This window comes from Photorhabdus namnaonensis, assembly GCF_001684335.1.
Classification (GTDB): Bacteria; Pseudomonadota; Gammaproteobacteria; order Enterobacterales; family Enterobacteriaceae; genus Photorhabdus; species Photorhabdus namnaonensis.
Map to the genome: position 1 here is coordinate 37,495 of NZ_LOIC01000044.1, position 26,457 is coordinate 63,951.

Consider the following 26,457-nt stretch of genomic DNA (forward strand, 5'->3'; position numbering starts at 1 on the left):
ATTTTTTGGGGGTATATTAGAGTTCTAATTTTAACCTTAATTGTTGATTGTATTCTGTAAGCTAATTTTATTATTTTGGATTAGATATTATTCCCTATATAAATTAATGGAGAAAATAATGATAGACTTTAAAGGATTGGGTCATATTAATATCGTTGTAGATGACATGATGGCAGCAATAGACTTTTATAAAAATCTATTTGGAGCAATACCAAGACAATTCTTTCCTCATTTTAAAAATAAGGGTTTTGCAAAGTCAGCGGGTTTTATTGATAACCCTGAACAGATTGATGTATCAATGGCATTTTTGGAAATTCCTGGAGCTAGGGTTTTTATTGAGTTAATGGAATATCATCATCCGACGGGAGTAAAAAGGGTTAAAATAAAAGAAGTTAATGATATCGGCGGTATTGGGCATATTTGCCTTAGAGTACAAAATATAGATGGTGTATTTGAACATATAAAAGATTCTCCTGATGTCAGATTGATAAATTCATCACCATTATATAAGCCATACAAAATAGATGAAATTACCAGTGATGAATTTATCTTCTTTAACGAGGAGGATGAAAAAAACTCTGTTTTAAAACAAGAAACTTGCGAGATCATGGGCAAGATAAGATATTTTTATTTTATCGACAAATATAATATTCAATGGGAATTTGAACAAGGCCATGATGATATTGGCACTGATTAAGTAGTGCTTAATAATTATTTGTCGATCTGCGGCCTGGAACAGTAGATAGTGTTGTTACAAGTGTAGTGAGGTATCTTCGGATAGGCTGAACTAGTTGCGTTATTTATGGGAGTAACTTCCACGCCTAAAGAGCGGAGAAATCGCATGCAAAGATGAAATATTTGCCGATCTGCTGGCCAGTGTAGAAGAAATGGTGAAAATTGAGAAGGGTGAGCTGACACCGAAACCGGAACATGTTCATACTTTCACCGAAATTGATGTTAAAGCAATACGCGAAGCTACCGGCTTGAAGCAGCAAGATTTTGCTGTGGCGGTCGGGGTAAGTTATGACTTGGTGAAAAGTTGGGAAAGCCAACGCCGTTATCCCACTGGCGCATCAAGAAAACTGTTGTTGTTGCTTCAGGCGAATCCTTTTATTATCAACCAGCTTAAAATGATTTAATTGAGCGACAGCAGGATTAGGAACTGTACGAAAAAGGGCTGTAGTCAAAGGTTCGGTACCAGTCAGATCTGTTGACAAGAACTGAGCTTGAGTATATGCACGACAGATAAAAATAGCCCAGAAGATTGGGCTATTGTGAAAGTTGTATTAAGAAAAAACGACTTTAAGGCTACCGGGTGTTCGGCGTGGTTTCCCGATCACAATCTGAACGTCCCGCCCTAGTCGATTCAGGCAATCTAGCATTTTTGCCTCGCTGATCCCCCGGAACTGCCCACGTAGCATGTTAGATAAGCGGGGTTGAGTCATGCCTAACAATTGTGCGGCTTTTTCCTGTGTTAGGCGGCGGCTTTTAATGATGTTGCCGATGGTGGTAGCAAGTTGTGCTTTGACTTGCATTTCTTCGGCATCTGCCGTACCGAGATCGGCATAAATGTTACCGCTACTGACTTCGATATTGTGGTTCATATTATGTTCCTCTGGCATGGTCTTCTGCGATTTTCAATCGTTCACGAATTTTATCCGTATCTGGCTTAGGTGTTGCTATCCCTGTCGATGATTTCTTCTGAAATACATGCAGAACATAGATAGCAGTTCCAAATTTAACGGTATATACCGCCCGGTAAGTGTCGCCAATGTAGTCTTCTACGACTTCTAATACACCGGCACCACCAAATCCTTTTAATGGCTTGGCCTGCGAATGTTTTCCCCCAGTCTGTGCAACATGTAGGGCATAGCCAAAAATGTCTTGAACATCATCGGGAAGCGACTGGAGGTCTTTTTTACTGCTACCAACCCAATAAAGAGGTTTCATTACGCGAGATTCCGTGCATTGATTTATACCTATATGGATATAAAATAACATAAATAGAAGGACCATGTGTAGTCACATTGAGGGAGAAAATGAGCACAATCAGGTAACCTCGAAAGGGTAGAGGAGATAAAGACATTGCCCGGTCACTGTATGCGTTTGCAAGAGGTCAGAATATCTATCTGCTACATGCGTTCGTGAAGAAGACCGACAAAACCCCGGCAGCAGCCATCAAGACAGCCCATGCGAGGCTTAAGGAGTTCAAATGAAACCAATATCACTGAACGAATTGAAGGAGTTGATGTTGAATGACGCGGAGTCTATCGCTGCGTATAAGGAGGCCGACAAGGAATTGGAACTGATACAGATATTGTTTGAGATGCGTGAACGTTCTGGCATGTCAAAGACTGAGCTGGCAGATAAAATCGGTATCAAACCATCAGGTATCAATCGGCTTGAAAAAAATCCTCTTGGCGCAAGTATGAAGACCTTGGAACGTTATGCGGCAGCGTGTGGCGCGGTTATTAACTTTAACGTTCAATATCAGTAAAAGGAATGGGGCTTTGGTCCCGTTTATCCCTTTAGCTGAAATAATTACGCTAAAGTCAACGTACTCTGCGTTTCCCCAAAATATTCCTGATAGCAAATTGTACGGCTCTACATTAAATCACCTGCGATACTTCTTAACGTCAATTGTCAACGATACCTAATAGTGTCATCAGTACGGGGACGTTTCACTATGCTATAGTAGGCCGTAATTTAATATCATTCTCCGCAGTATATTCCCTTATTTATGGGGTACTGAGAATGTCAAAATAATCTAAAAAGTATAGCAATGTACCAAAGTAAAGAAATTGAAAAAACGTTTAAATTCAGCGAGAAAGATAAAGAAACGGTTAAATATAGTCCTAACCGTTTCTCCGTAGCTCCTATGTTGGACTGGACAGATCGCCATTGCCGTTATTTCCATCGTTTATTAAGTCAGCAAACGCTGTTATATACCGAAATGGTGACAACCGGCGCGATTATTCATGGTAAAGGCGATTATCTGGCATACAGCGAAGAAGAACATCCGATAGCATTACAACTGGGCGGCAGTGATCCGCAGGCGTTGGCGCATTGTGCGAAGATTGCACAGGAGCGTGGCTATGATGAAATTAACCTAAACGTCGGCTGCCCTTCTGACCGGGTACAAAACGGCCGTTTTGGCGCTTGCCTGATGGGGGAAGCTGAATTGGTCGCTGATTGCGTCAAAGCCATGCAGGATGTGGTTAATGTGCCGGTGACAGTCAAAACCCGTATCGGTATTGATGAACAGGACAGTTACCAATTCCTATGTAATTTTATTGATATTGTTGTGCAACGCAGTGGCTGCAATATATTTACCATTCATGCCCGCAAAGCTTGGCTTTCTGGTTTGAGTCCAAAAGAAAACCGTGAGATTCCACCGCTGGATTACCCACGAGTTTATCAATTGAAAAAGGATTTTCCTCAATTAACGATTGCTATTAATGGCGGTATTAAATCGCTGGAAGAAGCGAAACAGCATTTACAATATGTAGATGGAATTATGATTGGGCGTGAGGCTTATCAGAATCCGTCTATTTTGGCACAGGTTGATCATGAATTATTTGATGCTTCAATGCCGGTAGTTGATACCGTTGCGGTGGTCAAAGCACTTTACCCTTATATAGAGCAGGAGTTATCAAAAGGAACATATTTGGGACATATTACCCGCCATATTTTAGGTATCTTTCAAGGGATTCCGGGGGCACGTCAGTGGCGTCGTCATCTTAGTGAGAATGCACATAAACCGGGCGCGGATATTTCTGTTGTGGAACAGGCGTTAGCTATGGTGACTGAGCGGATGTAATATCCGCTCAACTTACCGTTAAGGGATCAGTAAACTTGATCCTTGAGTTGCCCGACTTTCCAGAATCTGATGTGCCTTTGTCGCTTCACTTAGCGGGAACTTCTGATTTTCTGGTACATCCACATTAATTTTTCCGCTGGCAATCAGATCAAACAATTCTTTGCTCGCCTCGTCCAACTCTTCGCGCGTTGAAATATAACCGGCGATAGAAGGGCGAGTAACAAACAGTGAGCCTTTCTGATTTAAAATCCCCAAATCGACACCGGTAACTGGCCCGGATGCATTGCCAAAGCTAACCATTAACCCGTGACGTTTCAGGCAATCCAATGAATCCAGCCAGGTCGATTTACCAACAGAATCATAAACTACACCGACTTTTTCACCGTTGGTGATTTCGTAAATTCGTTCGACAATATTTTCACGGTTATAGTTAATAATCTGCCATGCGCCGGCCTCTTTAGCGCGTTGTGCTTTCTCATCAGAGCCGACTGTTCCGATCAGTTTCGCACCCAAAGCTTTTGCCCATTGGCAGGCAATTAGCCCAACGCCACCGGCGGCGGCATGAAACAAAAAGGGTTCGCCTGACTGGATTTTGTAGGTACGGCGTAGAAGATAGTAGACTGTCAGCCCTTTTAGAAAAGAAGCGGCGGCTTGTTCGAAAGAGAGGGTATCCGGCAGAACAGCGACTTTGCTTTCCGCAACATTATGTACTTCACTGTAAGCGCCTAAAGTTGATTGCGCGTAAACTACACGGTCACCCACTTTTATGGTAGTGACAGCAGAACCCACTTTGGTGACTATGCCTGCGGCCTCAGTGCCCAAGCCGCTTGGTAATTGTGCCGGTGGGTATAGCCCGCTACGAATATAAGTGTCGATGTAATTGATTCCAATCGCTCTATTTTCTACTTGTACTTCATCGTTAGCAGGAGCTCTGGGGGTGAATTCACAATATTGCAGGACCTCGGGGCCGCCAGTAGAGGAAAATTCGATATGTTTTGCCATGACTCAACCTCATCAATATAAGGGGAATGTGTGTACACGTAGTAGTTGAACTCATTGTAAACAGGCTTTAATGTGCCAGAAATAATTACAAACTATATGTAATTACTCAAGGCACTTCATAGCGTATACTCTGTGCTGTTGTAAATTTATCAGTGGATTATTGCGGGATTCATGGCGGGAAAAAAATCAACTCACAACAAAATGGCTGAACCAAAAGATCGCCAAATGGAAGGGCTGAAACTTCCGCCACACTCTTTGGAAGCAGAGCAGTCTGTGTTAGGTGGCTTAATGCTAGATAACGAACGGTGGGATAATGTTTCCGAACGTGTTACTAGCAATGATTTTTTCAGCCGTCCACATCGGCGCATTTTTGCTGAAATGCAGCGGTTGCTGGAGATGGGCAATCCTATCGACCTGATTACATTATCGGAATCCCTTGAGCAGAGCGGGGAGCTGAATAATGTAGGGGGTTTTGCTTATCTGGCTGAATTATCTAAAAATACGCCAAGTGCAGCGAACATTAATGCTTATGCAGATATTGTCCGCGAACGTGCTGTTGTCCGCGAGATGATCGCTGTTGCAAATGAAATTGCAGATGCGGGTTATGATCCTCAAGGCAGGAGCAGCGAAGAATTATTGGATCTGGCCGAATCACGGGTGTTCCAGATTGCTGAAAATCGTGCCAGTAAAGATGAAGGGCCGAAAGGAATAGAGCAGATCCTTGAAGAAACTGTCGAACGTATTGAGCAACTCTATCAACGTCCTCATGATGGTGTAACCGGTGTTTCAACCGGTTATCAGGATCTGGATAAGAAAACCGCAGGCTTACAAAAATCAGATTTGATCATTGTGGCTGCGCGTCCTTCTATGGGTAAAACCACTTTCGCCATGAACCTGTGTGAAAACGCAGCCATGATGCAGGATAAGCCTGTATTGATCTTTAGTCTTGAGATGCCCGGCAACCAGATCATGATGCGTATGCTGGCGTCCCTTTCACGGGTGGATCAAACCCGTATCCGTACCGGTCAGCTTGATGATGAAGATTGGGCGCGGATCTCCAGTACGATGGGCATATTGCTGGAAAAACGCAATATGTATATTGATGATTCTTCTGGCCTGACGCCTACCGAAGTCCGTTCCCGGGCTCGGCGTGTCTTCCGCGAAAATGGTGGATTGAGCCTGATCATGATCGACTACCTGCAATTAATGCGGGTTCCGGCCTTATCCGATAATCGTACTTTGGAAATTGCGGAGATTTCCCGTTCACTAAAAGCCTTGGCTAAAGAGCTTCAAGTGCCGGTGGTTGCACTTTCTCAGCTCAACCGTAGCCTTGAACAGCGGGCAGATAAGCGCCCGGTTAACTCTGATTTACGTGAATCCGGCTCTATTGAGCAGGATGCCGACCTCATTATGTTTATCTATCGTGACGAGGTTTACCATGAGAATAGCGACATGAAAGGTGTGGCTGAAATCATTCTTGGTAAGCAGCGTAACGGCCCAATCGGTACTGTTCGCCTAACGTTTAATGGTCAATGGTCGCGGTTTGATAACTATGCCGGACCAAGTTATGACGACGAATAAGTATTAACCACCAAAGAATTAATAAATTTAAGGAATAGAATGAAAGCGGCAACCGCAATTATTGACCGCCGCGCTCTGCGACATAACTTGCAACGGGTGAGGGAGCTCGCTCCTAACAGCAATCTGATTGCAGTTGTGAAAGCAAACGCTTATGGCCACGGTTTACTGGAGACAGCACATACGCTGGATGACGCCGATTGCTTCGGTGTAGCGCGAATTGGTGAAGCATTGACGTTGCGTCATGGTGGTATCGTCAAACCGATTCTGCTATTGGAAGGATGCTTTGATGCGGCTGACCTGCCAGTACTGGTTGCTAACCATATTGAAACTGTGGTTCACAGCATTGAACAGTTGGAAGCACTGGAACAGGCTAAGTTATCTCATCCGGTAAAAGTATGGATGAAACTGGATAGCGGGATGCATCGCTTAGGTGTACGGCCGGAAGATGCCGAGGCATTTTATCAACGGCTAAGTCGTTGTAAAAATGTACAGCAGCCAGTCAATATTGTCAGCCATTTCGGCAGGGCTGATGAGCCAACGGTAGACACAACTAGCCGGCAGATAGCTTGTTTTCAGGCTTTCTGTGCGGACAAACCGGGAGAAAAATCCATTGATGCGTCGGGAGGTATCCTGTTGTGGCCGGAAGTCCATCAAGATTGGGTGCGTCCTGGTCTGATGATGTATGGTGTATCGCCATTGTCAGATAAAACGGCTACGGATTTTAACTTGATTCCAGCAATGACCTTAAAGTCGAGCTTAATTGCTGTTCGTAAGCATAACGCTGGCGAATCAGTTGGCTATGGTGGGACTTGGGTCAGTGAACGTGATACTTGCCTTGGCGTTGTGGCTATCGGTTATGGTGATGGTTATCCGCGCAGTGCGCCTTCGGGAACGCCAATATATATTAATGGCCGTGAAGTGCCGATTGCTGGCCGAGTTTCGATGGATATGATCTCGGTTGATTTGGGGCCTGATGCGACAGATAAAGTAGGTGATGAAGTGGTGCTCTGGGGAGATGTGCTGCCGGTGGAGCGGATTGCTGAACGCACCGGTATCATTACTTACGAGCTGGTGACTAAACTTACTTCCAGAGTGGTGATGGAATATCTGGACGAATAATGTTGTAGGTTATATGGTTTATTAAATAACTGACTGATAAGGAGTAGAGCCTGATGTTCCAGAATGTTGATGCTTATGCTGGTGATCCGATTCTTTCGCTGGCTGAAGAATTTCAAAAAGATCCTCGTGCGGAAAAAGTTAATCTGAGCATCGGGCTGTATTACGATGAGCAGGGTGTGACTCCGCAATTGCAGGCGGTGGCTACCGCAGAAGAACAACTTAGAGCGTTGTCACAGACTGCTTCTCTTTATCTGCCAATGGAGGGATTGGAATCCTATCGTCTTGCGGTTCAAGAACTGTTGTTTGGTAAAGATCATCCGGTGTTGAAACAGCGGATAGTGGCAACGATTCAATCATTAGGCGGTTCTGGCGCCCTTAAAATCGGGGCTGATTTTTTGCGTCGCTATTTCCCTGATTCAGAAGTGTGGTGCAGTGATCCAACTTGGGAAAACCACGCGGCTATTTTTTCGGGGGCTGGCATTAAGGTGAACTATTACCCTTATTTTGATACACAGACTAAAGGGGTAAAATTCGATGAAATGCTGGAAACATTCAGGAAATTGCCGGCAAAAAGCATTATTGTGATGCACCCTTGTTGCCATAATCCAACCGGATCGGATCTGACCGATGATCAATGGGATCAAGTTGTTCAGATTGTTAAAGAGAGAGAATTACTGCCATTCCTTGATATTGCTTATCAGGGACTTGCGGGTGGTATGGAAAAAGATGCTTATGCCATTCGTGCAATGGCGAACGCTGGTTTGCCTTGTCTGGTGAGTAACTCTTTCTCCAAGATATTTTCTATGTATGGTGAGCGCGTGGGTGGTTTGTCTGTCATTTGCGATGATGAACAGATCAAAGAGCGGGTATTAGGGCAGTTGAAAGCGGGTGTGCGTCGCGTCTACTCTAGCCCACCGAATTTTGGCGCGCAGGTTGTGGCGAAAGTACTGACTGATCCTGCTTTGAAGGCACAATGGTTGACAGAAGTTGAACATATGCGCTTGCGTATTTTGGAAATGCGTACGGTGCTGGTGGATGCTTTGAAAACCGCACTACCAGAGAAAAATTTTGATTATTTTCTGAAACAGCGCGGGATGTTCAGCTATACCGGTTTTAGCCAGCGGCAGGTGGATCGCTTACGCAAAGAATTTGCTGTTTATCTGGTCGGTAATGGCCGAGTCTGTATACCGGGTGTTAATCACCGTAATGTTGCACGTGTTGCTGAGACATTTGCGGCGGTAAATAAGTAATAAATTTTAATGTAAATGATTTGTTATCGATGATAAACCTTGCTGTGGCAAGGTTTAAGACTATTTGATAGCGATGTTTAAATGGCGACAAGTTCCAGATGTTTACCCAAGGCATTTAACGCATTCGCGATAGTGTCAATTTTAGTGCTATGACCTAATGACATTATACGTTGAATTTCTTGCGGTCGAGTTCCCAATAACCGTGTAAGTTCCGCGTTGCTTGTTTTTGTTTGAAGCATCGTATTCAACAGTAAAACCTTAGCCTCCTCCTGTTTGTTTAATTTGAAAATAAACATTTTTATTTATATGAGCAAGAGGTTTATAAGCATTTTTGTTTATAAGAATAATAGCGTTATAAATATTTATATTTGTTCTTTATATGATGGAATCTAATGTGAGAATTATTCTAATTGCAGCGTATATAATTTTTTTGTGGATATTTCCGGTTATGAAGTATATTTTTTAATGTGAAACAGATCAATTTTTTATGAAACATGTTTCAGATGGTGAAAAATAATTTTCACCATTTCAAGGTATATCCAAACATTTGTTAGCTTTCGACAAGGATTTACTTAATGCTTTGTTTTATTGAATTTATTTCTGGCACAAAATACCGGTTGATTATTAATATGCAGCAAAAAGGATTGTTTAGCAGGATTTAACTTGATGGTTATCACATAAAATAGGGTTGATAATCCAGTCATATACTCTTACGATCGTTCTCCCAACTTCGTTGTAAAGTAAAAAATCCCACTTTACTATTTTTCCTTTAACACATAAAACAAACGCGTGTTTAAGAACAAACAAGTGTCCAAAAATGACGAATCGGGAAAAACAAATATTACAACTTCTGAGACGAGATCCGTTGATCCCACAGCAGGAAATTGCCGATATTTTAGGTATAAGTCGCTCTGGTGTTGCTGGCCATATTATGAATTTAATGAATAAGGGATATATAAAAGGGAAAGGTTATATTTTATCTGATCATAATTATGTAGTAACGGTTGGTTCTATTAATATGGATGTTTGCGGTTATGCATCGGATAAACTTATTTATCAAGATTCTAACCCAGGAAAAATAAAATGTACCCCGGGTGGTGTAGGAAGAAATATTGCCCAAAATATCGCATTATTAGGTAAAGAGTGCCATCTTATTTCTGTTGTTGGCGATGATTTCTATGGTAGCACTTTACTGGATCAGGCCAGATGCGCAGGGGTTAATGTCGACTACTGCTATAAACTTTATGGTGAAAATACCTCGACATATGTCTCCTTATTAGATGACGGTGGTGAGATGTTGGTTGCCATCAATGATATGCATATTTTGGAAAAATTGACGCCATCGTTGCTAACGAATCATTATGATCTTATTCGGCATGCCGGTGTACTGGTTATTGATTGCAATTTATCTGAAGAAGCTTTGGTTTGGTTGTTGACGAATGCCGGAACGGTGCCGGTATTTGTGGATACGGTATCCGCGTTTAAAGCGCCTAAGATTAAAAACTGGCTTTCCTATATTCACACCTTAAAACCTAATTGTCTGGAGGCGGAAGCACTGAGTGAAATGAAAATCACCCAACCTACCGATGTTCCGGCAGTGGCGCGGTGGTTTCACGATCAAGGTGTGCAGCGGTTAGTACTCAGCATGGGCGTAGAGGGTGTCTACTTTAGCGAAAGCGATGGCGTGGCAGGCTGGTCACTTCCCATCAATATCAAGATTGTCAATGTAACAGGTGCCGGAGATGCCATGATGGCCGGGCTGGTGAACTGCTGGCTAGAAAATATGACGCTGGCGGAAAGTGTTCGCTTTGCTCAAGGGTGTTCCGCGCTCACGCTCTCTTGCGAATTGACCAATAATCCAAATCTGTCAAATGGCAGTGTCCAAAAACTGTTGGAATTATAATCATGAAAAATCATGCTATTAGCAATAAATATTTGGATATTTCCCCAGAAGTTACAGAGGCTTTAGAGAATAACCGACCGGTTGTGGCGTTAGAATCGACCATTATTGCTCATGGAATGCCTTATCCGCAAAATGTCAAGACCGCGCTACAAGTTGAGCGGAAAATCAGGGAAAATGGCGCTATTCCTGCAACAATCGCTGTTATCAATGGGATGATGAAAGCAGGACTATCTCATGAAGAGATAGAGTTTTTGGCTAGAGAAGGTGACAAGATAACTAAAGTCAGTCGTCGTGATTTACCTTTTGTTATCGCGGCTGGAAGAAATGGCGCGACGACGGTTGCTTCTACCATGATTATCGCGGCAATGGCCGGGATTAGAATCTTCGCTACCGGCGGTATTGGCGGTGTGCACCGGGGAGCGGAACAGACTTTTGATATTTCGGCGGATTTACAGGAATTAGCGAAAACCAGTGTTGCGGTAGTCTGTGCTGGCGCTAAATCTATTCTGGATCTTGGCCTGACAACAGAATATCTCGAAACTCATGGCGTACCATTAATTGGCTATCAGACTCACGCTTTACCGGCGTTTTTCTGCCGTACCAGCCCATTTAATGTCAATATTTGTCTGGATTCCCCAGAACAGATAGCTCAGGCGATGGCAGTAAAATGGGATACAGGATTACAGGGCGGTTTAGTAGTTGCCAATCCGATCCCTGAACCATACGCCATGCCGGAAGCGGAGATCAATGCTGCTATCGAACAGGCAGTACGCGAATCCATAGAACAGAGAGTAAATGGCAAGGAGTGTACGCCGTTTTTGTTATCCAGAGTGGCTGAATTAACTGGGGGTGATAGCTTGTCTGCCAATATTCAGTTGGTACTTAATAACGCTGAACTGGCAGCGAAAATTGCCTGTTGTTACTGGGAAAACAGTCGTTACAGAAAACAGAGAACAGGAAACTGAACACAGGAAAAAGGGGCTTAAATCGCCCCTGTTTGCCGATTATGCTTCTTTTTTCAATATAGGTTTCAGGAAACGTGCAGTATGTGATTTCTCACATTCGGCGACCTCTTCTGGTGTACCCGAAATCAGAATCTCGCCGCCGCCGCTACCTCCTTCCGGGCCAAGATCCACGATCCAGTCAGCGGTTTTAATTACATCAAGGTTATGTTCGATAACCACAATGGTATTCCCTTGATCGCGTAACTGATGCAGAACCGCTAATAGTTGCTGAATATCAGCAAAATGCAAACCTGTTGTTGGCTCATCAAGAATATATAACGTCTGCCCGGTTCCGCGCTTGGATAGCTCACGCGCCAGTTTTACTCGCTGCGCTTCACCACCTGATAGCGTTGTTGCTGATTGACCCAGACGGATGTAAGAAAGGCCAACGTCCATGAGGGTTTGCAGTTTACGGGCCAAGGCAGGAACTGCATCAAAGAATTCACGCGCTTCTTCGATCGTCATATTCAATACTTCATTGATATTCTTGCCCTTATATTTTACTTCCAGTGTTTCACGGTTATAACGCTTACCTTTGCATTGATCACAAGGGACATAAATATCAGGCAAGAAGTGCATTTCTACCTTAATAACGCCATCACCTTGGCAAGCTTCACAGCGCCCACCTTTAACGTTAAAACTGAATCGTCCAGGTGTGTAACCACGGGCGCGTGATTCAGGTACGCCAGCGAACAATTCACGGACTGGTGTGAATACGCCGGTATAAGTTGCCGGGTTAGAGCGGGGAGTTCGGCCAATCGGACTCTGGTCAATATCAATCACTTTATCGAAATGCTCTAGCCCTTGAATATCGATATAAGGGGCAGGAGTGATATTGGTCGCGCCATTTAACTGGCGTTGGGCAATGGGGAACAGAGTATCATTGATTAGCGTTGATTTACCGGAACCAGAAACCCCGGTAATACAAGTGAATAACCCAACTGGCAGATTGAACGCCACATTTTTCAGGTTATTACCTTTTGCTCCAATCAGTTTCAGCATCTTTTTTGGATCAGCCGGGATACGTTTTTCCGGGATGGCAATTTCCCGTTCACCACTCAGGAATTGGCCGGTCAGTGAATCTTTGCTCACCATAATATCTTTAACTGTGCCTTCCGCGACGATTTCACCGCCATGTACGCCTGCACCGGGGCCGATATCAATGATATGGTCGGCAGCCCGGATAGCATCCTCATCATGTTCAACCACAATCACGGTATTTCCCAGATTGCGTAAGTGGATTAGCGTTTCCAGCAGGCGTTCATTATCCCGCTGATGCAACCCGATAGAAGGTTCATCAAGTACATACATCACTCCCACTAAACCAGCACCAATCTGGCTGGCAAGACGGATACGTTGAGCTTCGCCACCGGACAGAGTTTCGGCAGAACGAGAGAGAGTCAGATAATTCAGACCAACATTCACCAGGAATTTCAGGCGGTCGCGGATCTCTTTCAATACTTTTTCAGCAATTTGTGCACGTTGACCGCTGAGTTTCATGTTTTGGAAAAAATCCATCGCATGTCCGATACTGAAATCTGAGATCTCCGGCAGGGTGGTATTCTCAATAAATACGTAACGGGCTTCTTTACGTAAGCGGGTTCCGTGGCAGGAAATACACGAGCGATTACTAATATATTTCGCCAGTTCTTCCCGAACGGCGGTGGATTCCGTCTCTTTATAGCGGCGTTCCATATTATGCAGCACACCCTCAAATGGGTGATTGCGTACCGTGGTATCGCCACGGTCATTGGTGTATTTAAATTCAATGGATTGTTTACCGGAACCGTACAACACCACTTTTTGAATATTAGCGCCGAGGGAATTGAAGGGTGCTTCGATATCGAATTTATAATGTTCTGCCAATGAACGTAGCATCTGGAAATAGTAAAAATTACGGCGATCCCAGCCACGAATTGCGCCACCGGCTAGGGAGATATCACCATTCTGAATGACTCTATCGGGATCAAAAAATTGTTGAATGCCTAAACCATCACAAGTCGGGCAAGCTCCGGCTGGATTGTTGAAAGAGAACAGGCGAGGTTCTAGCTCACTCATGCTATAGCCACATGCAGGACACGCAAAGTTAGCAGAAAAAATCAGCTCCTCGGCGGTATTATCATCGATATTGGCGACAATAGCAGTGCCGCCTGAAAGCTCCAGCGCTGTTTCAAAAGATTCAGCCAGGCGTTGTGCCAGATCGGCACGAACTTTAAAGCGATCAATGACCACTTCAATGGTGTGTTTTTTCTGTAATTCTAGCTTTGGCGGATCGGATAGATCACAGACTTCACCATCAATGCGAGCGCGGATATAACCTTGTGCTGCCAGATTATCCAATAATTTAGTATGCTCGCCTTTTCGCTCTTTGACGATCGGCGCCAGCAACATCAGACGATGACCTTCTGGCAGTGTTAGCACATTATCTACCATCTGGCTAACAGTCTGTGCGGTTAATGGAATATCGTGATCTGGGCAACGAGGTTCCCCTACACGGGCAAACAACAAACGCAGATAATCATGAATTTCGGTAATTGTCCCCACAGTTGAACGTGGGTTATGGGAAGTAGATTTCTGCTCAATGGAAATGGCCGGGGATAACCCTTCAATATGGTCAACATCAGGTTTCTCCATCAGTGACAGAAACTGGCGCGCATAAGCTGAAAGCGATTCCACATAACGACGTTGCCCCTCGGCGTAAAGCGTATCAAATGCCAGAGAAGACTTACCTGAGCCGGACAAACCTGTGATAACGATCAGCTTGTCTCGGGGGATTATCAGATTGATATTTTTGAGATTGTGGGTACGTGCGCCCCGAACTTCGATGTTATCCATGAACCATTTCCCGGGTTATTTATACGTGCATAAATAATAATAAGTGAGTTATTATTACACAGAGTTGACTGATTAGATATACAGTATTTAAGTGAAATAATGTAATAAGTACGGAATTAAATTACGGTGAGCTTCGCAAAGTCCGTTCTAAAGCGGTGGCGTTTCATTTTTAGTGTCGCATGTTAAACTGTGTTGCTTAATAATTGTAGAAATTCATTTCATCAGGAGTATTCCCAATGGCCAGCAGAGGCATAAACAAAGTTATTTTAATCGGTAACCTGGGGCAAGACCCGGAAGTCCGCTATATGCCAAACGGCGGTGCAGTGACTAACATTACTCTGGCGACTTCTGAAAGCTGGCGCGATAAACAGACCGGCGAGATGAAAGAAAAGACTGAATGGCACCGGGTTGTTTTGTTTGGCAAACTGGCGGAAGTCGCGGGTGAATACCTGCGTAAAGGTTCACAGGTTTATATTGAAGGTTCTCTGCAAACCCGCAAATGGCAGGATCAGAACGGTCAAGAGCGTTACACCACAGAAGTAGTGGTAAACATGGGCGGTACCATGCAAATGCTGGGTGGCCGTGCTGGTGGTGGTAATTTCCAGGATAGCCAACCGCAAGGCGGCGGTTGGGGGCAACCACAGCAGCCACCATTACAGCCACAGCAATCTCAGCAGTTCAGCGGTGGCGGCGCTCCTTCGCGTCCAGCTCCATCCTCTGCTCCACAAAGCAGTGAGCCGCCAATGGATTTTGATGACGACATTCCGTTCTGAATTCGATGTTTTTCTTTGTAAAACAATGGATTAAGTCGTATTATCGTGATAATCATAGGCTGTTGGAGTGCCTATTGCAAGCCTGACTAATCCTTACCCAGTAATGGGTTTGAACCTCGAAAGAGGGAGGGGAGTGCAGCATGTCAGGAAAAGGCTGGTTGCGGGGAAATAACCTACTTTGCGCCAGCCACTCTTGTTTTACATAAACAGATTCTTCTACCATAGGTGGAGTTAATTTTTAATGAGGTCGCTGCCACAATTTGGGATCGCGAGGCGTTGTTGTCGCCACCCGAGACATAAGCGCCTGCATTGCGCCGGCCATTAATAAGGTAACCTTCTCTCCACGATTGGTTCTTTGTCTGCATTCCCAGGCCCGTACTCCTGCTTGTTGCACTTTAATGCCGATTTCACGATAGATACCATGAGCAGAAGCTATGACCCAGGCTGAACGCAAAGGTAAATCAACAAGCCCTGTCAGAGCGGAGGTATAATAAGACTCCGCTTCTACAATCAATCGGGATGCCACCCGAGCTAGCGCAGGACGGTTTTCGGTATAAATAAGTGTGTCTGGCATTAACCCTTCTTGGTAAAGCCATTCTAGCGGAAGATAGCAACGCCCGGCCTTCGCATCCTCAATAATATCCCGAGCGATGTTAGTTAACTGAAAAGCAATCCCTAGATCGCAGGCCCTATCCAGCACACTCGCCTCGCGAACCCCCATAACCCTTGCCATCATTAGCCCAACCACTCCCGCGACATGGTAGCAATATCTCAGAGTATCATCCAACGTTCTGTAAGGCTCACAGAGTACATCCATTGCGAATCCTTCCAGATGTTCGAAGGCTTGTTGTTGAGGGATTTCATTACTCAGAGCTACTATCTGAAAGGCTGCAAAAGCAGGTTCGGTCATCGGCAAACCGTCATAAGCCTGCTTCGTCAGGTATTGCAGCATTTGAAGTTTCTCGCGGGCGCTATGCTTATCAACACTGCTTATTTGTTTCCCCAGCTCTTGCCCGTCTATTATATCATCACAATAACGGCACCAAGCGTACAGCATCATTGTGCTGTGTCGTGTTGCTGTATCGAAAAGTCGGGTGACACTGGCAAAACTTTTTGAGCCTTGCTCCATTATCTGAGTAATGTGTTTAAGTAGAGCGGGATTCATCTAGCGATATCCTCTAACATCAATGTGGCTGTGGCTTTTGCTGATCCAATCACGCCGGGAATACCTGCTCCAGGATGCGTGCCTGCGCCGACGAGGTACAGATTATCAATGCGGCTGTCCCGATTATGTGGTCGGAACCAAGCGCTTTGTGTCAGCAACGGTTCAAAGGAGAAGGCCGAACCTAGATGGGCATTTAGTTGGTCACGAAAATCAAATGGGGTAAAAATACGATGAACGACTAACTGCTTGAGCAGACCGGGCATATAGTGCTTTTCCAGATACGCGAAAATACGGTCACGTAAGCGTGGCCCCTCTATATCCCAGTTTAAATTAGCTGTCCCCAAGTGTGGTACAGGGGCCAGAACGTAGTAACTTGCGCATCCTCGGGGAGCAAGGGATGGATCAGTAACAGAGGGGGCATGGAGATAGAGTGAAAAATCCTCCGCCAGTCGGTCATGGTAAAAAATATCTTCGATGAGTTCCTTATAGCGTGGACCAAAGCAAACTGTATGATGGGCTAATTGAGCGTGGTGATGGTTCAGACCGAAATAAAGCACGAACAGTGAGTTGCTCATTCGTTTACGTACCAGTGTTCGGGCGCGGGCTATTCCGACCGGATGCTGACCCAACAGGTGCTTATAGGTATGAATAACATCGGCATTTGAGGCCACAACGTCACATGTCATATTTCGTCCATCGGTTAATTGCACACCTGTGACCCGATTGTCATGGGTGGTGAAGCGTTTTACCTTTGCATTAAGCTCAATTTCTCCACCAATGTCAGTAAACAATTTCACCATTGCCTCAACTAGGGCGCTGGTTCCTCCACGCGGAAACCAAACTCCCCATTCTCGTTCCAGCGCGTGAATCAAAGTATAGAGAGAAGATACAGCAAAGGGGTTGCCTCCTATCAGTAGCGAGTGAAATGAAAATGCCTGGCGCAGGCTTTCATCCTTGATAAAGCGTGCCACCTGACTATAAACACTACGCCATGCGTGTAGACGTATCAACTGTGGAGCCGCGCTCAACATGTCGCGAAAAGAGAGGAAGGGCGCCGTTCCAAGTTTCAGGTAGCCTTCATTAAAGGCTTCCCGGGAATAATCCAGAAAGCGTCGATACCCGTTAACATCTCTTGGATTGAATGTATGGATTTGTGCTTCCAGATGTTGCTGATCGTTGTCGTAATCAAATATCTTACCCGACTCCCAACAGAGCCGATAAAAAGGGCGTACGGGAAGTAAATCGACGTAATCAGCCATACGTTTACCAGCCTGTGTAAACAATTCTTCAATGACATTGGGAGCGGTGATTACGGTGGGGCCGGCATCAAAGGTGAACCCCTGTTCCTTATAAACATAAGCGCGCCCGCCTGGTTTATCCCGTTGCTCCAAAATACATGTCGGAATCCCCGCGGACTGGAGCCTTATTGCTAGTGCCAGCCCACCAAAACCCGCCCCAATTACCAGTGCTTTAATCATGATAAAAATCCTGAAGCTTCTTGTGTTGTTTAAACATTGCCTTTAGGGCGCCCTTTATCGGCACTGGTGGTTTACCTATGAGAATCCGGGCCTTATCGACGGAATTAAGTTGCTCCGCATAGAAACGCGCAATCAGATCTGGGGAAAGTTGATAGAAACGTTGCATTACTTGCCAACGTTGTTGTGGCCCCCCAGCCAGGAAGAGCATGCGATTTAGAAGACGGAAAAAGCGTTGATGTTGCCACTGCTGTCGTGCGTAATCCCTGAGGGTAATGAATAAGGAGGTATCGGTAAGCTCCGGCAGAGCAACAATGCGATCTGCCAACCGAATGGCGTGTGGCAGAGAGTAGCCTGTTGTGGGGTGAAACAAAGCTGCACGCAACCCACAGGTGGGCTGTCCTGCTAGTTGTGCCCAGAAAGAGTTAAAATCTCCCGTAAGTGTAATTGGAAGACAACCGCTCTCTTCTCGAATGAGTTTACCCAGTTTCCAGCCATGCTTCTTCGCGTACTCTGCGATAGTTGCTTGCGACAAGGCCTTATCAGGAGGCCCCCGATCAACGTAATGGGTGTCCTCTATCAGCAGACGAGTTGAGGAGAATGGCAGGACATAGATAAATCGATAACCTGTATCCTGCCCCACACTGGTATCCATTAAAATCGGGTGGGTTAAAGAGTGCGTCTCTTCCAGTTCCCATTCCTGACCAAAAAATGCCTGGGCGCCACTTCCCATAAATGGTCCTGGTCGCCAGCCTCTCCCATCAATGACCGCGCCTGCGCTTAGAGACGTGCCGTCCTGTAAGTAGACTTTCTGTGGAGTCAGCTCCTGTACCAATAAACGAGTCTGTATACGCTCGCCCAAATACGCATGGAGTATGTTTGCAAAGTGTTGGGATGTGATACTGAAATATGAATGTGGCAATGTGCGTTGAAATGCTGGAAAAATGACGTCGTAACCTGACCAGTGATAGGTGATCAGCGGTGCTATCCACTCATGTTCCGCCTCAGTAAGATCATGTTGATGAAATGACCACGTGTGATTGCCTCCTATTGTTGCTGTGTTTTCAATAAGCAACACTCGCAGATGTGGTTTACACTGCTGGAAACGCATTGCGATCAGTCCGTTGGCCAATCCTCCTCCCACCAAAATCAGATCCCAGTCGTACATCATTTTGTTGATCCTCCGACAATCACAAAGTTATTAACCTCATCAAGAGTCATATACATCACGGAAACTCGAGTTTGTTGAAAAAGACTAAAGATATTCAGTCATAGCGGAAAGACAGACTCAACTGCCCTTGGACAAGACCGTTTAAACCAACTGCATGGGAAAGTATGGCGACAGCAGCGGATTTATCGTATTCAGAAAGGTTTGTTTCTACAATGAGGCCAAAAGCCCGGCTCAGCAAGGCTACAGCCGCTAGGATCGCTACACTTTCACCATACTGCCGATGAATAGCCGGGCGTCCGCGCCGATACTCAGCATTATCCATACAGGGAAGATCGTCTAAAATTAATGAGGCCGCATGCACTATTTCAATTGCAGATGCCAACTGTAGAAAGTCAGTCTTCCAGGGGTTTTCTCCAAGATCTAGGACTATGAGTAGCAATAAGAGGGGGCGGATACGTTTTCCAGGCGCCAGTGTACTTTCTCGCATGGCCGCGCAGACTTTATCATCTGGCGCTCTTAAAGGAAGTACCCGTTCGAGGTGCTGTTGTAGCGCACTCTGTAGCTCCAGTAATGTCTCTTCGTAATTCATAGCTCGTGCGGTACTGACGTTCATAAATATTTCCCGAATCACGTAAATAATTTCACTAAGCCATTTGAAAAACAACGATAAGCTTATTATGACAATAGGCTTATAGCATAACTTCATTTATCCAGCAGTGATGCATTCCCATTGGAATATGGTGCGGCAAACGTAATCTGCACACCATTGAGAGATCATCAGCATTTAAAACTACAATATCTGTACAGTGCAATTTTTCGACATAAACCTTAAAAATAAGCCAACCATCATCTTCTTTAACAGAACCCTGTTTGGCTACAAAAACAGGTTCTTCCGGTAAATCATTATCAAAACTGTGGCTTAATACACTCTTATTAAAACAATCAAATTTAATTATTGATCTCCCTTCACTTTCAGAATCCCCCCAACAAACAAACCAGGCATATCTGTGCTGTCTACTACAGACTGTAGGGTTTATGGCTGGGAAATCAGTATTCCCCCTGAATAAGATTTCTTTATCAACATTCCCGGATGCAGTGCATAAAGTAAAACGACAAAGTTCTGAACTATTATTTTTAAATATATTCTGTGTAAATACTGGGAATGACCGCCAAAATGAGGCGTCGAAAATCACATTCCCATCGGCATCTTCATAGCCATTTGCGAAATGAAAAATAAATCCAGGAACTGCATCATAGAATTTTGCATCATGGCATTCTCTTGAAACTAAAAGAACCCTGCCATCTTCACTCTCATGTGAATTCATGGATGCAAGGATGCTTTCATTGCCAATGACATTCCTCAACTTAAGATTTATATGTGGTCCACCTAAAAAAAATAAAAAGTAATTTTTTGTCACTATGAAATCGTGAATTAAATACCTTTTCTTAAGCGGAATGTTGCGTATAACCGTCATGTCGCCGGCACTGTCTATTTTGTATAGCGTCAACTTAGATCCAATACCATATGTCACACCAAATCCATATAAATTATCATCATTTGGTATTTTTTTAGGATGTGCTGTAAATGGTACTTCACGAAGATTAAGTTTGGGAAGGAAAGAAAATCGTGCTTTTAACTTTCTAGAAAAGTCATATTTTGAAATTGTCTCAAGAGTTACCGGATTAATTAAATGTGGCATGCCTCCTTCCCATAACGCCAGAAGTTTATGGGAATGATACACAATATTTGTATTTGCCGGATTTTTAATAATAAAAAATCGCATCCTGAGTTTTAGTTTTCTGGGGACGGTTCCAACGGAGCGATATAGTAACCTTTGAGCTTCTTCCTCTTCTAAGTATTCCTTTGTTAATATATGTCTGTTTCTATAGAATATCCCATTATCACTGAACGTTACTTTAAATATCATCCCATCCCCATCAAATGGATGATTATAATATTCGTCCCCCCTGTGCAGGCGACCGGGACCAATTCTAAAGAAAGTACCTTTTAACTTTGAAGGAACCTCTCCCTCAATAGGAACTAATTTTGAATCAAGTTCCTCCAACTGAGATTGAAAGGGATCCATATGGTTTTTCGAGAATACAAAATCGCTCAAGCCTTCACCTCTATATTTCCAACCGAATAATAGGTAATGATTTAATACTGGAGCTCTATAAAAAGATACAACGATACTAAAGTAACAGTACTGCGCTGAAGATGAATAGTACTATTTTTTTTCAAATGGATTTTTATAACTGAAATCACAAAAAAGAATTTTGTTACTAACTAACACGCCTTTGGTGTGATGGTGTACATGTAGAAGGGTGACAGAAACATTAGGAGCAACGCCAGATAAATTGTTCTCAGGCTCGGAGCGTGAGAGAGTACAAGCATAAACTGTCCCCCAAATGTTGGACTCCAATCCGTACATAGGGGGTAATTTAAAAATGGTGGGCTTATATGTATTACGAGATATCGATCAAGCCAAGATCATTGCTTAATGTCGTACCACTGATATTGTAGCTGGCAAGTGCTTGGCTTCCTTTTTTGTATAAAAAAGCTTTACGGGCTTCATTATCATTTCCCCATACCACAAATACATGCATAAAAACTATTGAGCCATCAGGAACTCCAAGATCGCCAGGGTCAACAGTATTTGTTAATCCAAGAGTAATATTATTACCTTGCTGACTTAAATGCTTTTCACCATCTCCATCCATATAACTAAATTGGATTCTGGCAACAAATCCACCTGAATTTTTAAGACTCATCTTGCCAATTTCTTGCAATGTCATTACAGTCTCCTTTTGAGAAAAAATTAATAACATTTAGCTATTCAATTACATAAGTCGTCTAAGATGTGTTAAATAAAACTAAATCTTAACCAGTGAAATAAATAACACATTAAAACCAATATGACAAATAATTGTTATGTGTGTTTTATAAAAAACAAAAATTATTTTAACAAATGACAAAATAAGTAATTTTCTTTCATTAGATGTGTAATATGGTTCCTATTTTTTCTTTACAACACAATAAAATGAGATATTTATTTTTATAAAAAATGACTTTATTGTTTTGATTAGTAATGATTTCAATTTATAATGTTTAATGGTTTTGCATGGTAATTACAACATAATTACGCTGTAAATAAATAATTTCATATTTCTTTAATAATTCATTAGATGTTTTGCTATCCTGATTTTTTCGCAGTTGATTATCTAATTGGTTTATGACCATAATTTATCTCTTGGCTGAATGCTTTATTAAAGTCTGTATGTTCTCATAATAAGTGCAAATGACTTTATCTAATACTATAAGGTAATTTTTTAATTTAAAAATAATGCATTGGATGTTTTTGTTTTGTATTCCAATGTCTGACGTGGGAGATTATTCAGTGTATTCATAACGAATCTTATTTTCCATTTTGTCATCGATGAAAAGTCTGTTTTCTAATATCTTTTGCCTTTTTAAGCTGTTCAGGTAACTCTTCATAAAGTTGTTGCAGGATTTGGTGGGATACCGCTGGAGAGATTATTTCAAACCAGCGGCCTACCCTACAAGATTGACCCAAAGTAAATATGGTAAAGAAATTTCTTTAATACTTTGTTAATACGGGGCTTTTTGTCTGAATTTGTAATAATCTGACCAAATAGCCGCCAATATATTGGTTTGATCATCCTTTTATCGTAAAAATATTAATGGATTCGTATCTAATTTATTGATTATCAGAACAAATTCCCTTCAATACCTTGGCATGATACGCGATATGCTCGCTGATAAAGCTGGCGACAAAATAATAGCTATGATCATAACCAGTGCGCAGATTCAATGTGTAGGGATGCCCAGTGTTTTTGCATACATCCTTCAACAGCTCAGGACGTAATTGCTCTTCAAGAAACGGGTCATCGGTACCGATGTCAATTAACATATGCGATAATTTGGCGTTATTGGTTAGCAGCTTGATTGTGTCATAGGTTTTCCATGTTTCACGATCTTCGCCCAGATAAGCTCGAAAAGCTTTTTCTCCCCAAGGAACCTGCGAGGGAGCAACAATTGGTGAAAAAGCCGATACGCTGTGGTAATGATCTGGATTGCGTAGCGCGATCATCAGTGCGCCATGACCGCCCATAGAGTGACCACTAATGGCCCGAGCGGCTGTTACCGGGAAGTGTGTTTCGATCAGTGCCGGTAGCTCTGACACCACATAATCATACATGCGATAGTGCGGCGCCCAAGGTTCCTGTGTTGCGTTGAGGTAAAAACCGGCTCCCTGACCTAAATCATAGGCGTCATCATCTGCAACTTTCTCACCGCGAGGGCTGGTATCTGGGGCGACGAGGATAATACCTTGTTCGGCAGCGTAGCGTTGAGCTCCTGCTTTAGTGATGAAATTCTGTTCATTACATGTTAAGCCCGAGAGCCAATACAGCACCGGTAATTTCTGATGTTCAGCTTGAGGAGGGAGGTAGACTGCAAAATTCATGGTACAGCCAAGCACGGCCGATTCATGCTGATAAACATCCTGCCATCCCCCAAAACAAGCTTGGCGCTCAATCCTCTCCATTCTTTTTCCTCTCTGTAAAACATACAGGTTCACTTATCTCACGGTGAACCTGGGGTTATCGTTTCCTGTTTGATTAAAAACCGCCTGTCACAGCATGTTTTTAACTCCCTTAGAACAGCTTAGTAATGGATGACTGTGCGAATGGATTTGCCCTCATGCATCAGATCGAATGCTTCATTAATGTGTTCGAGCGGCAAGGTGTGAGTCACAAAAGGCTTTAACTCAATTTCACCTTTCATTGCCTCTTCCACCATTTTAGGCAACTGACTGCGGCCTTTAACACCACCAAAGGCGGTACCTCGCCATGAGCGGCCAGTGACGAGTTGGAATGGTCGGGTTGAGATTTCCTGTCCTGCACCAGCCACACCAATAATCACTGATTGCCCCCAGCCACGGTGTGCGCTTTCGAGCGCGGCACGCATCACATTGACATTACCAATACACTCGAAGGTATGATCCACCCCCCATTCCGTCATCTCAATAATGACCTGCTGAATAGGTTTGTCGTAATCATTCGGATTCAGGCAATCGGTTGCACCGAACTGTTTAGCCAGCTCAAACTTTGCCGGATTTGTATCGATGGCAATGATCCTGCCAGCTTTTGCCTGACGAGCGCCTTGGATCACGGCAAGGCCAATGCCGCCGAGCCCAAAGACGGCAACGGAATCACCGGCCTGTACTTTAGCGGTATTATGCACTGCACCGATGCCGGTAGTGACACCGCAGCCCAGCAGGCACACCTCTTCATGATTTGCTTCCGGGTTGATTTTTGCCAGTGATACCTCGGCTACGACTGTGTATTCGCTGAATGTGGAGCATCCCATATAATGATAAATAGGCTGCCCTTTGTAGGAAAAACGGGTTGTGCCGTCTGGCATTACGCCTTTTCCTTGAGTTGCCCGCACGGCGACACACAGGTTGGTTTTTCCTGATTTGCAGAACAGGCACTCTCCGCATTCTGCGGTATAAAGAGGGATAACGTGGTCACCGGGTTTGACGCTGGTGACGCCTTCACCAACCTCAACGACTACGCCGGCGCCTTCATGCCCGAGTATGACAGGAAAAACGCCCTCCGGATCATCCCCTGACAGGGTGAAGGCATCCGTATGACATACGCCGGTATGGCTGATTTTGACCAGCACTTCACCGGCTTGGGGTGGGGCTACATCGACTTCGACGATTTCAAGGGGGCGGCCCGGTCCGAATGCAACAGCGGCTCGTGATTTCATAATCTCTCCTTTTGGAATAGACAGTGCTATGTGTTTACGAATACAGATTAATAAAGTCAATCGGGTTATCAGCGAAGATATCTTTGTAATAGTTTGTTAAGAATATGATTTCGCATCTGTAGAAATGGTACAAAAATTTTAACATTAATACGTGTTTTTAAGATAACTTACTAGAGATAAGTGGAAAACAGTGATTCGTGATGGGCATAGATGTTCTTTCAGGAAAAGGCGGGTTGCGGGGAAATAACCTAACCTTGCACTATTCATTGCGAGTTCCATAATATCCAACATATTCCTACGGGTTGGCAAAGTATCGGCTAAGCAATAAGGTTCTTGGGAGTTATTCACTAAATAAGCTAGAGATGTTTACTAGACTAAGGGGAGTCCAATGTTTCCACAGAGTTAAATTTCTAGTTTTATCAGGTGTGCTATAATTAAAGGGATAAGATGTGAAATGTCATTAATTCATAAAAAAGCCCTCATAAATAGAGGGTCTATATATTACGCAACATCGATCAGACCGAGATCATTATTTAATTTCGTACCATTGATAACATAACTCGCAGTCGATTGACTTCCTTTTTTGTATAAAAAAGTCTGACGAGCTTCATTATCATTTCCCCATACTACAGACACATGTATAAAAATCATCGCTCCATCAGGAACACCAAGATCGCTAGGGTCAGCAGTTTTTGTTGCTCCAAGATTAATATCATTACCTTTATTACTTAAATGCTTTTCACCGTCGCCATCCATATAACTAAATTGGATTCTAGCAATAAATCCACCTGAGTTTTTAAGACTCATCTTTCCAACTTCTTGTAATGCCATAACAGTTTTCTAATATAATATGTCAACTTTGAGCCTTTATAGTTTTTTACATTTAGTATTTTAAAATTATCTTAATGAAATTTTAATATCTTTATGTATACTCTCCTACATTCATATCAAATAAGGATCATTTAATGATGAAAAAAATAAAATATTTTACTATTCCATTATCTATGTTGCTCACTGCTTGTAGTACTACACAGTTATATGAAGAATTCCCCGCTACAAATGGTACAATGAGCCAAGCTTATTGTACTCACAATCTTTGGACTGATCATGCTTTAAAATATGGAAAAACAGCAAGCAACATAATCATCCACGAAAATAGGAGTGGTTACGGTTCCTTCTATGTATTTGAAGAAAAAGGTGACGAAATTGTTCAAATTAACGGAACCTATGGAATCTTTGGAAAGCATGAAGGAGATATCGATGTCAGATTTTATATTCCTAAAGATAAACCAATCACACCTTTATCTCTAGTTAGACTGAAACTAACAAAAATATGTGCCTCATTACCATCTGCAACAAGAGAAGAAGTATACCTACCCAATACCATATGTACCGATTTATCAGGCTGTAAATTTAGAAACAAATAAATTTGTTAATCCACACTCAATTCCCTTATGTATTGCTGCAATCCCAGAATCATTTGCTCTGTGGTTGCAGCTCATTTTCTGAGTAGCTAGTAATTTCTGACAACACGTCAATCAGTCTGGTGGTAGCTGTATCAT

The 26,457-nt window shown here is 43.4% G+C and carries 26 protein-coding genes; 12 read left to right on the top strand and 14 right to left on the bottom strand.

Features of this window, described 5'->3' with window-relative positions; all coding sequences use genetic code 11:
* The first annotated feature begins 118 nt into the window (after window positions 1-118).
* Both Phpb_RS08440 and nadS read left to right on the top strand, forming a co-directional pair.
* A complete protein-coding gene (locus tag Phpb_RS08440; protein ID WP_065389957.1) occupies window positions 119-697 on the top strand; it encodes a glyoxalase/bleomycin resistance/extradiol dioxygenase family protein in 579 nt (192 codons plus the stop codon).
* A gap of 139 nt (window positions 698-836) precedes the next feature.
* Window positions 837-1,139, top strand: a complete 303-nt coding sequence (nadS, locus tag Phpb_RS08445) for a NadS family protein (protein ID WP_276204262.1) — start codon at window positions 837-839, stop codon at window positions 1,137-1,139.
* 147 nt (window positions 1,140-1,286) lie between these two features.
* On the opposite strand, the gene Phpb_RS08450 is transcribed toward nadS, so the two are convergent.
* Window positions 1,287-1,604, bottom strand: coding sequence for a helix-turn-helix domain-containing protein (locus Phpb_RS08450; protein ID WP_036778104.1), 318 nt, complete (start codon window positions 1,602-1,604; stop codon window positions 1,287-1,289).
* A gap of 1 nt (window position 1,605) precedes the next feature.
* Entirely contained in the window at window positions 1,606-1,950 is a 345-nt protein-coding gene (locus Phpb_RS08455) for a type II toxin-antitoxin system RelE/ParE family toxin (RefSeq protein ID WP_036778159.1), read from the bottom strand.
* A 134-nt stretch (window positions 1,951-2,084) separates the two neighbouring features.
* On the opposite strand from Phpb_RS08455, the gene Phpb_RS23655 reads away from it, so the two are divergent.
* The 3 genes from Phpb_RS23655 to dusA all read left to right on the top strand — a co-directional run bounded on the left by Phpb_RS23655 (window position 2,085) and on the right by dusA (window position 3,820).
* Window positions 2,085-2,216 (top strand): type II toxin-antitoxin system RelE/ParE family toxin, encoded by a 132-nt coding sequence (locus tag Phpb_RS23655; RefSeq protein ID WP_082302553.1) that lies wholly within the window; start codon window positions 2,085-2,087, stop codon window positions 2,214-2,216.
* Window positions 2,213-2,497, top strand: a complete 285-nt coding sequence (locus Phpb_RS08460) for a helix-turn-helix domain-containing protein (protein WP_065389959.1) — start codon at window positions 2,213-2,215, stop codon at window positions 2,495-2,497. Before Phpb_RS23655 ends, Phpb_RS08460 begins: the two co-directional genes overlap by 4 nt.
* A gap of 285 nt (window positions 2,498-2,782) precedes the next feature.
* The gene (gene dusA, locus Phpb_RS08465; protein ID WP_065389960.1) at window positions 2,783-3,820 is read left to right on the top strand and encodes a tRNA dihydrouridine(20/20a) synthase DusA; all 1,038 of its coding nucleotides are present in this window, start codon (window positions 2,783-2,785) and stop codon (window positions 3,818-3,820) included.
* Window positions 3,821-3,838: 18 nt separating this feature from the next.
* On the opposite strand, the gene Phpb_RS08470 is transcribed toward dusA, so the two are convergent.
* Window positions 3,839-4,822: a quinone oxidoreductase gene (locus Phpb_RS08470; protein ID WP_065389961.1), complete on the bottom strand. Its 984-nt coding sequence runs from the start codon at window positions 4,820-4,822 to the stop codon at window positions 3,839-3,841.
* 171 nt (window positions 4,823-4,993) lie between these two features.
* Here Phpb_RS08470 and dnaB point away from each other — a divergent pair, with 171 nt between their 5' ends.
* Genes dnaB through Phpb_RS08485 form a run of 3 tightly spaced genes read left to right on the top strand, consistent with a single transcriptional unit; the run spans window position 4,994 to window position 8,772 of the window.
* Window positions 4,994-6,403 (top strand): replicative DNA helicase, encoded by a 1,410-nt coding sequence (gene dnaB / locus Phpb_RS08475; RefSeq protein ID WP_011148449.1) that lies wholly within the window; start codon window positions 4,994-4,996, stop codon window positions 6,401-6,403.
* Between the two features lie 39 nt (window positions 6,404-6,442).
* Window positions 6,443-7,522, top strand: a complete 1,080-nt coding sequence (gene alr, locus Phpb_RS08480) for an alanine racemase (protein WP_065389962.1) — start codon at window positions 6,443-6,445, stop codon at window positions 7,520-7,522.
* A gap of 53 nt (window positions 7,523-7,575) precedes the next feature.
* Window positions 7,576-8,772: an amino acid aminotransferase gene (locus tag Phpb_RS08485; RefSeq protein ID WP_065389963.1), complete on the top strand. Its 1,197-nt coding sequence runs from the start codon at window positions 7,576-7,578 to the stop codon at window positions 8,770-8,772.
* Between the two features lie 77 nt (window positions 8,773-8,849).
* On the opposite strand, the gene Phpb_RS25995 is transcribed toward Phpb_RS08485, so the two are convergent.
* Entirely contained in the window at window positions 8,850-9,020 is a 171-nt protein-coding gene (locus tag Phpb_RS25995; protein WP_165603280.1) for a helix-turn-helix domain-containing protein, read from the bottom strand.
* Window positions 9,021-9,589: 569 nt separating this feature from the next.
* Here Phpb_RS25995 and Phpb_RS08495 point away from each other — a divergent pair.
* Both Phpb_RS08495 and Phpb_RS08500 read left to right on the top strand, forming a co-directional pair.
* A complete protein-coding gene (locus tag Phpb_RS08495) occupies window positions 9,590-10,675 on the top strand; it encodes a PfkB family carbohydrate kinase (protein WP_065389964.1) in 1,086 nt (361 codons plus the stop codon).
* A 2-nt stretch (window positions 10,676-10,677) separates the two neighbouring features.
* On the top strand, window positions 10,678-11,640 hold the full coding sequence (locus Phpb_RS08500) for a pseudouridine-5'-phosphate glycosidase (protein ID WP_065389965.1): 963 nt from the start codon (window positions 10,678-10,680) through the stop codon (window positions 11,638-11,640).
* A 39-nt stretch (window positions 11,641-11,679) separates the two neighbouring features.
* On the opposite strand, the gene uvrA is transcribed toward Phpb_RS08500, so the two are convergent.
* Window positions 11,680-14,514, bottom strand: a complete 2,835-nt coding sequence (gene uvrA, locus Phpb_RS08505; RefSeq protein WP_065389966.1) for an excinuclease ABC subunit UvrA — start codon at window positions 14,512-14,514, stop codon at window positions 11,680-11,682.
* A 236-nt stretch (window positions 14,515-14,750) separates the two neighbouring features.
* Here uvrA and Phpb_RS08510 point away from each other — a divergent pair, with 236 nt between their 5' ends.
* A complete protein-coding gene (locus tag Phpb_RS08510; protein ID WP_065389967.1) occupies window positions 14,751-15,287 on the top strand; it encodes a single-stranded DNA-binding protein in 537 nt (178 codons plus the stop codon).
* A gap of 238 nt (window positions 15,288-15,525) precedes the next feature.
* Here Phpb_RS08510 and crtB read toward each other — a convergent pair whose 3' ends face one another.
* The 9 genes from crtB to Phpb_RS08555 all read right to left on the bottom strand — a co-directional run bounded on the left by crtB (window position 15,526) and on the right by Phpb_RS08555 (window position 25,726).
* The gene (gene crtB, locus Phpb_RS08515; protein WP_065389968.1) at window positions 15,526-16,452 is read right to left on the bottom strand and encodes a 15-cis-phytoene synthase CrtB; all 927 of its coding nucleotides are present in this window, start codon (window positions 16,450-16,452) and stop codon (window positions 15,526-15,528) included.
* On the bottom strand, window positions 16,449-17,930 hold the full coding sequence (locus Phpb_RS08520; RefSeq protein ID WP_065389969.1) for a phytoene desaturase: 1,482 nt from the start codon (window positions 17,928-17,930) through the stop codon (window positions 16,449-16,451). The genes crtB and Phpb_RS08520 overlap by 4 nt, the downstream gene beginning before the upstream one ends.
* Entirely contained in the window at window positions 17,923-19,098 is a 1,176-nt protein-coding gene (crtY, locus tag Phpb_RS08525) for a lycopene beta-cyclase CrtY (RefSeq protein WP_065389970.1), read from the bottom strand. The genes Phpb_RS08520 and crtY overlap by 8 nt, the downstream gene beginning before the upstream one ends.
* A 94-nt stretch (window positions 19,099-19,192) precedes the next feature.
* Complete coding sequence (locus Phpb_RS08530; RefSeq protein WP_420848338.1) at window positions 19,193-19,729, bottom strand: polyprenyl synthetase family protein; 537 nt, start codon at window positions 19,727-19,729, stop codon at window positions 19,193-19,195.
* A 58-nt stretch (window positions 19,730-19,787) separates the two neighbouring features.
* On the bottom strand, window positions 19,788-21,215 hold the full coding sequence (locus Phpb_RS08535) for a carotenoid oxygenase family protein (RefSeq protein WP_065389971.1): 1,428 nt from the start codon (window positions 21,213-21,215) through the stop codon (window positions 19,788-19,790).
* Between the two features lie 349 nt (window positions 21,216-21,564).
* Complete coding sequence (locus Phpb_RS08540; RefSeq protein WP_065389972.1) at window positions 21,565-21,894, bottom strand: hypothetical protein; 330 nt, start codon at window positions 21,892-21,894, stop codon at window positions 21,565-21,567.
* 923 nt (window positions 21,895-22,817) lie between these two features.
* Window positions 22,818-23,666, bottom strand: a complete 849-nt coding sequence (gene fghA, locus Phpb_RS08545; protein WP_065389973.1) for an S-formylglutathione hydrolase — start codon at window positions 23,664-23,666, stop codon at window positions 22,818-22,820.
* Between the two features lie 119 nt (window positions 23,667-23,785).
* Window positions 23,786-24,895: an S-(hydroxymethyl)glutathione dehydrogenase/class III alcohol dehydrogenase gene (locus Phpb_RS08550; protein WP_065389974.1), complete on the bottom strand. Its 1,110-nt coding sequence runs from the start codon at window positions 24,893-24,895 to the stop codon at window positions 23,786-23,788.
* 501 nt (window positions 24,896-25,396) lie between these two features.
* Window positions 25,397-25,726 (bottom strand): hypothetical protein, encoded by a 330-nt coding sequence (locus Phpb_RS08555; RefSeq protein WP_065389975.1) that lies wholly within the window; start codon window positions 25,724-25,726, stop codon window positions 25,397-25,399.
* Between the two features lie 134 nt (window positions 25,727-25,860).
* On the opposite strand from Phpb_RS08555, the gene Phpb_RS08560 reads away from it, so the two are divergent.
* Window positions 25,861-26,322, top strand: a complete 462-nt coding sequence (locus Phpb_RS08560) for a hypothetical protein (protein ID WP_065389976.1) — start codon at window positions 25,861-25,863, stop codon at window positions 26,320-26,322.
* Window positions 26,323-26,457: the final 135 nt, after the last annotated feature.